This is a genomic window from Flavobacterium sp. (genome assembly GCF_040402895.1).
Classification (GTDB): domain Bacteria; phylum Bacteroidota; class Bacteroidia; order Flavobacteriales; family Flavobacteriaceae; genus Flavobacterium.
On the sequence record NZ_JBBALR010000002.1, the window covers coordinates 1 to 13,300 of the forward strand.

Here is a 13,300-nt window from a genome sequence, read left to right on the forward strand (position 1 = left end):
CAATGCTATTAGGCTTTTTTTCATAAATACCTGAATAAACTTCATTAATTTGACTGGGAACTAAATTAATTACACTACCTCCTACCGATGTGGCGCTTGTCCTTCCTACATCATTAGTTATAACAAATAATTGATTAGTAGTTGAAACTGCGTTAGTCATTATCTTTCTAGCTTCAGCACTTCCAACTTGGATTTGATTACCACTAGAGTCAGTTGTAGTACTTACAACTGGGTTTCCTTCTGAATCTAGGGCATAAACAAGCTGATTGGTTTTATTTACACTAAATGTAAAACCTGTTTGACTATTTAAATCATTAATTAACGTTTTAAGATAACTTGTTTTTTTTGATTCATCATATTTTTTCATCAAATTTACATTTATACTATCACCATTAATTTCTCGAAAATAAACTGGGTTATTTGAAGTAAAAGAATAAGGAGAAGTTCTACAATATTTTTCACTAAATCTATCTAACCGATTAAATCTTCCAATTGCAGGGTCGTAATCTCTCCATTGATAAGAATAAACATTTCTTCCGAGTTCCTCTTGAAGCTCTTGTCCGTTGTATTTATAATTGTAACTCGCATTCGCTACAGCTGGCATAGGTACTAACTCAACACCTGTATCGGGATAGCGTTTGAAATCTACTCTTGTAACGTTGTAGTTTTCGTGCTTCATCCCAAAAGCATAATAATGGTTTTCTTCTAATATTTTAAGAACGTTGCCTTGTTGTGGGTCTTTAGCAAAACTTACTCGCACATTACCTAAATGGTCGGTGTAATTAAAAACATAATTAAACGAACCCAGTTGACCATTATTCAAAGGTCGTGTATAATGCATATACCCCTCTGCATGTGGAAAAAATTGTAAAGTAGTGTTTAGATACTGAAAACCACTTAAATAATCGGTAGTGGTGTTGGTATTGCTAACAACATCTTTTACAAACTTTTGCAATTTTTGCCCTATTGCATTGTAAAGATAAGCAATTTCTCCTTTGGCTCCAAAATTTATTTTTATAGGTAAATTTAAATGGTTGTAAATAATACCGCCTATGCCTTTGTTGTTATCTGCTGTCATGTTGCCGTTGTTGTCATAACTAAAGTCATTTGCAGCAGAAGCATAGTTGTCTTTAAACCCTTGTGGGCTGTTGCTTAAATCATTTACTTTAAGTAGCCTGTTTTGGCTGGCGGTGTCGTATACAAATTTTAAATCATCTATTACATTTTCTACAGTACCTGCTACGGGGTCCATAAATCCTGTGCGGACAATATCGGTAATATTACCATTGGGATCGTAATTTAACCATTCTTTGTAGTTGTTTAGGTTGGTACTTGCATCTGGTTTGCTGTAATTGGCTTGTAAAAGTCGGTTTAAATTGTCATAACTGTAGTTGTATTTTCGTTTTATGTTGTCTGCACTTGTGCGCCATAAAGTTTCGGTTATGTTACCGTTAAACAGTCCTGCCGTGCCATTTTCCTTTTGGTTATAGTTAATTTTAAAGGCAAATAAATCTGTGCCAAGGGTATTGACATCATTAATCGCTTTTAACCACCCTCTAATGTTATAGCTATAATCTACCGCTTGTAACGCTTGTGCGCCTGTAACATCTGTACCGCCAACTTTTTTACTTGTTAGTTGTCCTAACTCGTCATAGGTATTTAAAGTAAGTAATTGCTCTGGTAATAGCGTTGGGCTGGTTAGTTGTTGCACGTGCTTGGTGAGTCTATCTTGTGGTGAGTACTCAAAGCGGTCTTTTACAGTAAAAAGTTCACTAGCGTTGGTTCTTCTTTGGCTGGTTAATGTGTATAGTGTTTTACCTGCCCAGTCGAGCTTGGTATCTACTTGCGTATAACCGCCCAAATAGTTTTTGGTGTAACTTCTTACAGGTCTGTATCTGGTGTCATAAATGGTATAGCTCGTTTCGTTTGTTGTGCTACTAGCATTGTCTAGTACACGCACCCAGCTACCTGTTGGCATGCCTTTAAGGTTGGTGTTTTGTGTGTTTTGCCCTTCTATTTTTGTTGGAATAGTTGGCGCATTAGGAAAATCATAACTGTCGTAATAATTAATAGTAAGTAGTTTAAAGCTAGTTGGAAAAACAGTATTAGTATACTTAGTTGCTACTGCATCAATGGTAACTGTTGCAGTAGTTTTACTCTCTGAAAGTATATTGCTAGAATCTACACCCGTTTGCATTTTTTTTCTATCTGAACTTGAATTTACAGACATAACATTCCAAGCGGTAAACACAGGACGGTTAAATACATCGTATTTGGTAAGTAACCAACCCTTATTTGTATCGCCTCCGCCCCAAGGGTTGTAGGCAGGACCAGTTGCCACTACTCTATCTAATTTGTCGTAAACAATGTATTCCCACTGCTTACCTGGTAGTTTCTTTTCTACTAAGCGGTTACGAGCATCGTATTTGTATTGGTAACATAGCCCATCTAATTGGGTAGTAGCGCTAGTTACTAAGGGTGGTATCACGTAAGTTAGGTTACCATATATGTCGTACACGTAATACGTTTCATGTGCGAGGCTATTATTAAACGTACGTTTTAAAATAACTTTCCCTTCTTTGTCTTTGTATTCCTCTAGCCCCGAAGCCCCCGAAGGGGGAGTGTTTTCGTCATAGGTAATTGTTTTATACAATTGGTTGGCTGCATAGTAGCCAGTTTCTATTAAAGCGATATCATATATTCCTAAAGTAGCGTTCCAAGTGGTGGTTACTTTGTAAAGTTTAACATCATTTGCCGTGTTGGTTTGGTAATCAAATTTAATTTCTTTACCACTTCCCAAACTCCACGCATTGCCAGGAGCCGCTTGTTTTAGTACCCTGTTAAGTGGAGATGCCTCAAATTGTTTTTGACTAAAAGGATTGGATGTGTTTTCATAACCTGTAGTATTATAAAACCCCAAAACATCCGTGCCAGCACTAGCATTATAGTTTAAACTAGCATTTTGATTGGCATAAGGCAAAAATTCTTTTGCAGGTCTGCCAAAAGCGTCATATTCAATATGCGTTACAATGTCTTTTCCCGTGTTGGATTGGGCATGCGCCACTTGTTGTATCGTACGACCCAATCCATCAAAATAACTTACCTGAGTTACCGCCTGTGCAGGTGTGGGAGTAGGAATACTGGTTTTTGTAGAGTCTTTATAGATTTTGGTTTTTACCCAGTTTTGGTCGATGCTTTGGGATATTGCTAGTATAGGGAGTAGCAAGAGTAGATTTAGCAATTTTCTCATGTCCGATTAGTTTTTATAATGATATTTATTCTCACTCAAAATGTTGACATTTTTGTCTTTTACAAATTCAAGTCGGTTAAAACTATCGTAATGATACGTTTGTTTGTCGCCTTTTGGGTCGGTAACGGTACTTACCCCTATTAAGGGTTTGTAAGTAAGGGTAGTAATCATTGCGTTTGGTAAAGCTGTACGTAAATTATTTAATGCTGTATTCAGTGCAATTTCATCTGTTCCGTTACTTGCATTTTGAATAGCTGTAATTAAGTTTGTTGGAATATTCGCATAGGCTATGTTTTCTAACTTAGCAACAGGTTGGGTATTGTTGTAGCCATAGATATATGAAATTTTCATCCCGCTTTCTTGTTGTACCTCCAGCACATGACCAAACGCGTCATACACATTATTTTTTAAACGAATTTCTGAAGGTGAACTCCCTTTTTTCACCTCAATAGTACTTGGTAAAAAAGATTGATTACCAGCAAACGTATTGCTATAATTAATTTTACTTTCAGAAAGTAATTCAGAACCACGTTTGGTTTCAATACGCTCAATTTCAGAAATTCTATTTTGAGAAAATGGCGAATTGCCCGTATGGTAAAAATAATTGGTGGTTAGGGTTTCGCCAACACTATTATTTACTGTTTGAGACGCTATTTGCTTGTTTATTGAATTATACGTTAAGGTTTCGTTACTTGTAACTATATTTGGTACAGTACCGCCGTTTGGATAGAAATAGTTTTGTGTAGTTTTTGATGTTAGTTTTGCCCAGCCAAAGGCTTCTAAATAACCTGTAAAACCAATATTCATATCTGGTTTAAAAATATAATCAAGATAGTCTAATCCACAAGCTAAAGCAACAGGATTGCAATTATTAGCTTTTAATGTTTTGTAATTATTATAATTTGTCATTAATTTAAAACTTGGGCAGCTGTTAAAACCTTCATCCCAAGTTCCAAACACATGTAAACCTGTCATAATTCTTGAATCAGTAAAGTCGTAGTTATTAATTGTGGATACTATTCTTTTATTAGTTACATCAAATACTTCTTCCTTTTTTAACAAACCTCTTTTATAATCCATATTAATAGAAGGCAAATACAATTGCTCGTGTGTGTATTCAATATTTGGATACTCTAAAGATGTTGTATAAGTATATTGTGTTTTACCATTACTAGTATTATCATTACTGTTTTTTATAGTCACGTTTTTATAGCCAATATCTGAACCGTTGGTTTTTCCTCTATTAATTTTATCACGATTTGTAATTGTAGAATATGTGTAAAAACTCTCGAAAAGCTCACCATTAATAATCCCACCTTGTACACTTGAATTCATATATGGTCTTTTCAAACTAGTTTCTAATTTAAATAGCGGTTCTTTAGACACAAGTACGCCACTTGAAGGACTATTGTTATCAAAATCATTATATGAGTATTCTTTAACTGTTAAAGGAATACTAGTACTAGCATCTTCAATAGTAATATTTTCATTGTAAGTTGAAATCTTTGAAATTCTAAATCCACCTCCATAAAAATAATTCTTGTAATCAACTGTTTTTCGATTTCTATAAGTTGCAGAAATTGAAGAAGAAAAATAATTACTATTACCAGAAGTAGGCAAATTTGGGGAAGAAAAAATTACTACATATGTTCCTGGCTGGACATTTCTTAAATAAGAAAAGCCATTATTATCTAAAACACTATTGGAAGAAATTCCACCTATCAAATTTGATGTAGGGTTATTAGGGTCATACGCATCTTTGTATATACTAAAATACCAATCGCTTTCTGGGAAATTATAACTTGCCTGAAGACAAACGTCTTGTGCTACATTAATTGTAAACAGATTTTGTACACTTGTATTATATAATCCAGAAAAAGTAGCTCCATTACTTTGAAAGTCCCAATTATAAAAATTAGAATCAAAATTGGTCAATTGTTCATTTCCTTGATACGCGTAAGTGTTTGATTCATAATTAAATACAACACAACCTCCTGTTGGTAATGTCATTTTTTCTAAGACAAATGATGATACATAATCTTTATCGGCTGTTTTTTCCAATCCACCACAACTCATATCAGCATTTTTTAGAAAACCCCAATTGTCTTTTGCTGGATTAAAGGGTTGTAATGGCTCTTTATAATATAACTTATGTAAATCTATATCACCACCATTACCAATTAGCTGTTTTACTCCTTTCAAAAAAAGTTTTTTTGTAATTGCGTATTTATATTCATGATCTAAATAAAAACTTTTAACAATCGAATCATTTAATTGTTTTACTTTAATTCCTTTTAATATTTTAACAAACTCCCTGTTCGTATAATTTTCATCATTTCTTCCCGTCTGGTATTCAAAGTTTACTTTACCTACCCCGATAATTTTAATCTCGCTTATTTTTTTTGCAGTATATGAATTAGAAAATACAGCAACTAAAGATGTAGGCTTGTATAAATCTAATAGAAAACTTTGGCTAAACAATGTAAAATTTTGAACTACAAAATCCACTTCTTCAGCAAGTGTTCCATAACCATTAGACTCTGTAGTACTATGATTACTTGTAAAAGAACTGTTTGTAATGTATTCTACACTAGCGTCAGAATATGTATATTCAACCAATAATTTATCGTTGTTATCAAAAATTTTGGATAAGTGAAAGGCACTATTATAAATTTCTTGACTTAGGTTCATATTCATCATTCCGTTAGGAGCAGTTGATTCGGATAATTGGCTACCAGTTGTCGTTTCTATAACATCAAAAATATATTTATATCCAAATTCATCATAAACTGTAAAACCTGTTGGTTTATATTTTTGAAAAATATTATCTTCTTGATTGTATTGATTAATTATCTTTAAATTATCATTACTCAATAATTTTACTTCTAAATTTCCATTAGTTTGTTTTTCAATGTAAAATCTTCCTGAATGACCATTAAAATTATATTGCCACAAATCATGCTGGCTATCGTATTTTCCGAAAGCGTTGGTTTCAAATAAAAATTCCTTTACGTTATCTGGTGTACTATTATTAACAATACTTTGAGGAACCATAGGGTTAAATGAACCATTTAGTAATGATTGAATAGTTTGGTAATAATTATTTCCGTTGGCTGGATTTGATTTATAAACTCCAAATTTTTGATTTGATTCATATAACTCATCAGGCATTCCTCTTACAGTTCTTGATATTGAACCTGAACAAGTTAGACTCCATCCTAATCCAATATCACTGGCTACTTCGTCTAATTTTGTGCTAGCCGTATGATAACTTAAACCAACATTTATACCTATTTTACTGGAAGGTATATTATAATTATAAAGAGGAATTGAAATATTTGGTACTCCAGTATAATTGTTCACAGGTATTTCTTCATATTTCATTAATGCTGCCACAGTTGGTGAAGGAGGAATTAATGTAGATAAGTCCGATTTTATTCCTGGATTTTGCGCATAAAGTACTGTGTTTAGTAGTACAGCAAATAGTAGTATATACTTTCTCATATTATTTCTTTAAAATTTTAACACTATTTTTTTCTTTGTCTGTTACCAGCTCTACTATGTACATTCCTGTTGGGTAGCTGCTCATTTCAACGGGTAAGGTTCTACTGCCGTCTAGTTTGTAAGTTTGCAAAAGTCTGCCGCTGATGTCGTATAGGTTGGCGGTGCCGTTTTCGTACTCAAATCCTATAATCACATTGGTAAACGTTACGGCTGGGTTAGGTATCGCTTCAATAGGCGCTTTTTCATTTTCAGGCTTGGTGTTGTCCTTTAATTTTACCACCCAAAAATCTGCTCCGCCTTTCGTGCTGTTTTTATCTTTTGAGGCGTATCCATTGGAGGTGCCTGCTAATAAATAACCGCCATCGCGGGTTTCAAATAGTTTTTTTAGTACTTCTTCGCCTTTGCTGCCAGCAGTTTGTGTCCAAATTTCTTCTCCGTTGGCATTGATTTTTAATGCGATATAATCGTTTATGCCTTCTTTGTCTGCTTTTTTAAATTTAGCTGTAGCTTCATTGGTTTGTTCGGATTGTGCGTATCCGCCAATTAAAAACGAACCGTCTTTATTCTCTACAATTGAAGTTAGTACATCTTTAGTACCATAATCATAAGTTTCTTGCCACTGCAGCATTTTATCCTTATCAAATTTCAAAATCCAAAAATCACTACCATTTTTACTAGCTTTTGATTTCATAGCAGAGCTAGCGGAATTTGAGTTACCACCTACCATAAAACCACCATCAAAAGTCAATTCAATTGCAAATAAATTATCATCGGCTTCGGCTCCAATAGTTTGTTGCCATACCAGTTGTCCTTCAGTAGAAAGTTCCACTAACCAAAAATCGCCCATTCCATAATTGTCTTGGGTTTTATCTCCCGATTCTGGCGAATTCGAATAGCCTCCTGCCAAAATGTTTCCATTGGGTAATACTACAAGGTCTTTTAACTCATCTACATAGCTGCCGCCTAGTGTTTTTTGCCATTCTATTTTGCCGTCTTTTTTTAATTTGACTATCCAATAATCTAAATTACCGCGTGTATCTTCCGACTTCCCAAAAACATCCAGCACGCCTTTGTCGTCTTTTCTGGTTTTATATGAAGCAGAAGTTCCTCCAATAACATAACCACCGTCTCTAGTTTGGCAAATCGTTTGTAATTTTTCTTGTCCGCTACCGCCAATGGTTTGTTGCCAAAGTTCATTTCCTTTGGCATCTAATTTTATAATCCAAAAATCATCTTGACCTTTGGCATCTGCTTTTTTATCCAATCCTTTGTTTGAATTTGAGATGCCCGCTAATATAAAACCGCCATCAGCTGTCAGTTTTACACTATATAATAAATCAACACCTGAACCACCAAAGCTTTTTTGCCAATCCAAGTCGCCTTTTTCATCCATCTTCCAAAGCCAATAATCTAAATCGCCTTTATTGGCGTCTTCTTTATTACCTGTTTTTCCAGAAATAGAACTCCCTGCCAGAATAAAACCATAATCAGGTGTGGCTTGTGCATCAAATAAATATTCGGCATGTTTGCCGCCATAGGATTTTTCCCATAGTATGTCTTGGGCGTTTGAAAAATAAGTGGTCAGTAGACAACCAAAAATTAAAATTTTTGAAGGATGTTTCATAGGTTACAATTAAAAATTAGGGCAATTTATTGGGTTTAATTTTATCATCGTTGCGTAATTTTACGCAATGACAATAAAATTATATACTTTGTTTTACAACTACTACACGAAAATTGATATCACCTATCGAAAATTCGCATTATTTTCATTCTTGTCGAAAAAACCTTGAATTTTCAAGGTTAATGATATGATTTATTGATACTCTCAAATTTAAAGGTAATAATGTGAGGGGTATTTGTCTTGGAGAATGATTTATACAGAAGAATTGTAAGTGTATTTATTTAAAATAACAAATTACATTATTATAAATGATGAAAAATTACTGCCAACTTTTCGCGACTTTAATAATTTGGGGATTTGCAAGCCAAAAACTTTAATTTAAAAACCTTCCCGATTTCAAATAAATCCGATGCCTTGCCATTTGATTAAACCAGTGTTATCATAAGTTATTTTTCAATGTAATCTATCAAATTTTTAGTTTTAGATACTAATTTAACATCTTGTTTGTCTGCTTTATCAAAGTCAGCTTCGTCTATCACTTTACAACACTTCTTAAAAGTTTTAATTACTTTATCGTCATCATATAAAATGTCTAACAGAACTTTACAATATTGTTCCATTTTTTTGCTATTAAATCTTGGCAGTTCTTCCTTTTCATTCAGCATTCTAAATAGCATAAGCAAGTGGAATTTTACTTTTCTATAACTAGAATCAACCAAGCCACGTTTAAATAAAGTTTCTAATTTATAATAAGCATAAGCACTTGTATAATATGGGAAATATGAATGGTCATTGTCAAAAATTTGAATTTTACCATCATTTAATTTCCTAACAATTGAACCGAAGTAACTTGTTACATTATGTGGCTCATTTAAAAACATTCCAGCAAATGATTTAATTTGATATGGAACAGTTATTACTCTTGACTTGATAACAGATGTGTCAGAATTATATTGTTTTGAACGTCTTTCATAATAAAGTTTGTTGTCATTTTCATATGAATTATAAAATTGTTCTAAACTTCTTTGAAATTGAGTTAATGAAGCTAATTGTTCCTTTTTAATTGGAGTTTGGTTGTTTGTCGCTAAAGTAATTCTTGTTTTTATTTCATCATCTTCTGTTGCGATTAATTTAATAGGTATTACAACGTTAGCAGTATTTGTGCTGTTTCTATTGTTATATAAAACATTACTTGTCTGACAACCATTTACAATTTGATAATCAGTAATTGTAAATTGATTACCTGTTGGAGAAATTTTACTAGCAACTATTGTTATTCCATTATTGAGAACACTAAATATTTCTGAGCCTTCGTTAGTAATGGTAGAAGCAATTCCACTATTGACATCATTATTTTCGCCTTGAAAATCTCTTACATTATCTTCAAAAACATTTAAAAGATTTTGGTCTTCATTCGCAACAATTTTCAAGAATTCTGAATAAGGAATTAAACCAATGTATGCTTCTGATATTCCTGAAATTTCTGTAATTGTCAATCTATTTGTAAAAGTTATAGTTGCACTAACACTTTCTTTAGTTTTTCTATAATAAGTAGCTAATTCTCTGGCACCAATTGGTGTAACATCAATTGAATCAAATAAGTTTGTGGTTTCTAAATCCTCTTTGCCAGATTCAATTATTGCAATCAAATTTGTATCACCAACCCATTTTCCTGTAGTAACATAAAATAATTTACAAGTCGGATTGTTTTTTAATTTGGGTGCATTATTATAGATGTGATTTGCCAAATCTGCAAATTTTTGCAATGATTCATTTCTTCTTAACTTAGGAGTAATTGAAAAGAAGTCTTTAACACCAAAAATAAAAGTATTTAATTCGGAAGTTGAAAAATTAGATGATGTTTTTGATTGAATAAAAGTAAAATCAACTCCTATTGTTCCATTTTTTTCAATAAGGTCATCAATTTCTTCCGTATTTTCAACTAAGACTCCGTTCACAATAATTGATATACCGTCAATTCCTGTATCATCACCATCACCTATAGTTACAAAGTTTAAGTCAAAAGTTTTATTATATTCATTAGAAATTATTGAATAATTAGCTAGTTTTTCAAAATCTTTTGATTCTCCTTTTGAAATTAATTCTTCGGTTTCTAAAAGTTCTTTAATAAAGCTTTGTGTAATTCTATCCATATTTTTTATAATTGAACTTATTTATATTCTCAGTTTTTTAGTCTACTTGGGTAAAGCTATCTCCATTTTTTTTATATGCTCAAAATTAGCTGGTTGAATTTTAAAAACATTGAGCATTTTTACGCAATATTTATAAAAATAAACACTTTGTTTTACAACTACTAACAAAAATTGATATTACATATCGAAAATTGGTATTATTTTCATATTTCTACAAAAAACATCGGATTTTCAAGATTAACAATCGGTTTTATTGATAATCTCAAATTTAAAGCTAATAATATGAAGGAGAAAATTTATTTATGTAGAATGATTTCTACAGAAGTAAAGAAGCGGTATGTAATCGAAAAACGAATTAAACACTTAAATAAGGGGAGAAATTAATATCATAAATACTATTTTTTAAATAGCAAATTAGTTTGTTCATTTAAATTCGTTTAATGTAATAGTAATTTTCATCATGATGTTTCATCAATTTAATGTCATAAATACCATAAATAACATTGCCTTTATATTCTGAGTAATATGTAAATAATTTAAAAGAGAAACCAACTTTCTTTAAATATTGTTTGTGAACATATACATATTGATAATCTTCTAATAATGAATCTAAAATTTTATAATATTTTAGTAATTGCTTATTTACTTCACTTATTTTATTTCTAATAATATTATTCTTTTCATTATGATATGCTATTCTATCTTTTGAAGTTGCAAAAACTTGATTGTTTCGTTTTGGTGTAAATATTACATTTGAAAACGGACATAATTTTAATTCTGGTTTTTTTCGCATTGTAATTCATTTTAATACGTGTTAAAACGTGTTATTATTAACTTTATTAACTTTATTAATTATCTTTAATTATTGTATTTAATTATCATCAGTATTATAATTATCAAAAATGTATTTTTCTTATTATAACATTTATTATTTTTCTGTTTTTTAAAAGAGAAAATGAACTATTTTTATTAATTATTAAAAAATTACCTTTAGAATTAATTTTGATAATTATCTTATTAATATTTCTTGCAAAATCATTATATACTTTATTAAATACAAAATGTTTTCAAATGCTTTGAAAATGATTTTTTTATTATAGTATTAAATAAACTTTGGTTTAATTGAGTTAATATTTTCCTCAATACAGGTATTTGCATAAATAAGTACTTTTCTACCCATTTTAAACGATTTTATTCTACCGTTTTTAATTAATCTGTCAATTGTTTTAACGGAACAGCAAAGATGCTTAGAAGCTTGATTTTTATTCCAATAAACTGGAGGTGTATTTTGTATTTCCATAACGTGCTTTTTTTAATTTTTCAACGTCGTAAAGGAACAAAATGTAAAAATTAGAAAATGAGCGGAGTTTTTACGAAAAAAAAATACTAACTTATTAGATAGGATACTAAACATTTTAAAAAATTTTTAGTATTATTTATATATTAAAATCACTTTAGGTTAAGTATGTCTTTTACCTTTGAAATTCTGTATAATCGGTAGTCGTTATTGTAAACTTGTTCAGAGGTGTTATCAAAAAATTCTGTTTCGCTTTTAAGTTTTTTATCTTTAACTATAATTTTCAGTAAAGGAAAAAGTTCGAAGTAGAAGCTACTTTTACTAATACCTTTTGTTGAAAATTGGAATAATTCGTAAATACTTCCACAATTCCCATGTAATAATTTTAAAAGAGATTTTATTGATTTTGATTTGTCTTCTCCATTTTCGATTGATTTTTTTTCTAACAAATCAATTTTTTCATTCATTACATTCTCAAACTCATCTTTGGAAAGTTTCGATTTGTTATTATGATTGTAATTCCTTCTTCTAATTCTTTTAGTAAAATCAACATGAATTTTATTTGTAACTATACCGTTATAACTAACATTACCTATAAAATATTCTAATGCATTTAAACGAAATTTTGAACTTACATAAAAAATGCAAGAATAAAGGTATGCATCTGGAAAAATAAGTAAGCCCTCTATTTTTTCTAATCTTCTAATTTCATTTTCAATTTCATTTATGTCAATCATCCACTTTAAAGTAGCATAAGTAAAACCACATGATTTCAATTTAGAAATAACTTCTTCATCTTTTGAAAAATAGATAAGATGATTTAAATAAGGAACAAATTGCAAGAAGAAACTATAACAAGCATTAATTTCTGCCTCAGAATTATAAATATTAAAATCTTTTGCCAGAAAATCTTTCTTAATAAATTCACACTCTTGACGAATAGAAATTAATTGTTCTTCGAAGTTGTTTTTACCATCTTGATATGTTTTTATAGTTTCTTCTGGAAGGTCAATCATATCGTTTTTATTTTCCTTTGTATGGATTAATAAAATTGTTTTTCGGTTTATTTATTTTATTAAATTCTTTTGTTACATTGCAGTAAGTTATAAATGTAGCCACAAAATGGCCACACAAAGATAATAAAAAATCCCAAAACATTGAAAATCAATAGTTTTGGGATTAAAGTAGTGACCTCGTCTGGATTCAAACCAGAAACCTCTTGAGCCGTAATCAAGTGCGCTATTCAGTTGCGCCACGAGGCCTTTTTTGTGGGTGCAAATATAGAACTAAATTCGATATTTTAAAATTATATTTTTATTTTTTTTCTAATGCATGAATCGTAACATAATAACGCCAAGCAATGATTGTCTTTTGTAATTTTGTAGCTTTCGCTAAATCAAGACGTTGCTTAGAATAACTTGGTAAAATGACTTTATTAAATTTAGCTAAAATTTTAAACATTAATTTTTATT

Annotated in this window: 8 protein-coding genes and 1 tRNA gene; all 9 read right to left on the minus strand. The window is 30.9% G+C overall.

Going from position 1 to position 13,300, the window contains the following annotated elements; all coding sequences use genetic code 11:
- The coding region (locus ABWP60_RS02070; protein WP_353147819.1) for a DUF6443 domain-containing protein at positions 1–3,250 on the minus strand (3,250 nt) is incomplete at its 3' end.
- Between the two features lie 6 nt (positions 3,251–3,256).
- A complete protein-coding gene (locus ABWP60_RS02075; RefSeq protein ID WP_353147822.1) occupies positions 3,257–6,754 on the minus strand; it encodes a hypothetical protein in 3,498 nt (1,165 codons plus the stop codon).
- Between the two features lies 1 nt (position 6,755).
- Positions 6,756–8,378 (minus strand): T9SS type A sorting domain-containing protein, encoded by a 1,623-nt coding sequence (locus tag ABWP60_RS02080; RefSeq protein ID WP_353147825.1) that lies wholly within the window; start codon positions 8,376–8,378, stop codon positions 6,756–6,758.
- 446 nt (positions 8,379–8,824) lie between these two features.
- Positions 8,825–10,531, minus strand: a complete 1,707-nt coding sequence (locus tag ABWP60_RS02085) for an AIPR family protein (RefSeq protein WP_353147828.1) — start codon at positions 10,529–10,531, stop codon at positions 8,825–8,827.
- Between the two features lie 427 nt (positions 10,532–10,958).
- Positions 10,959–11,324, minus strand: a complete 366-nt coding sequence (locus tag ABWP60_RS02090) for a hypothetical protein (protein ID WP_353147831.1) — start codon at positions 11,322–11,324, stop codon at positions 10,959–10,961.
- 309 nt (positions 11,325–11,633) lie between these two features.
- A complete protein-coding gene (locus ABWP60_RS02095) occupies positions 11,634–11,831 on the minus strand; it encodes an excisionase family DNA-binding protein (RefSeq protein ID WP_353076641.1) in 198 nt (65 codons plus the stop codon).
- 149 nt (positions 11,832–11,980) lie between these two features.
- Positions 11,981–12,844 carry a hypothetical protein gene (locus ABWP60_RS02100; protein WP_353147833.1) on the minus strand — a complete coding sequence of 288 codons (864 nt, stop codon included), beginning with the start codon at positions 12,842–12,844 and terminating at the stop codon, positions 11,981–11,983.
- A 172-nt stretch (positions 12,845–13,016) separates the two neighbouring features.
- A tRNA-Arg gene (locus ABWP60_RS02105) sits at positions 13,017–13,090 on the minus strand.
- A gap of 52 nt (positions 13,091–13,142) precedes the next feature.
- A complete protein-coding gene (locus tag ABWP60_RS02110) occupies positions 13,143–13,289 on the minus strand; it encodes an SsrA-binding protein (RefSeq protein WP_353147836.1) in 147 nt (48 codons plus the stop codon).
- Between the last annotated feature and the right edge of the window lie 11 nt (positions 13,290–13,300).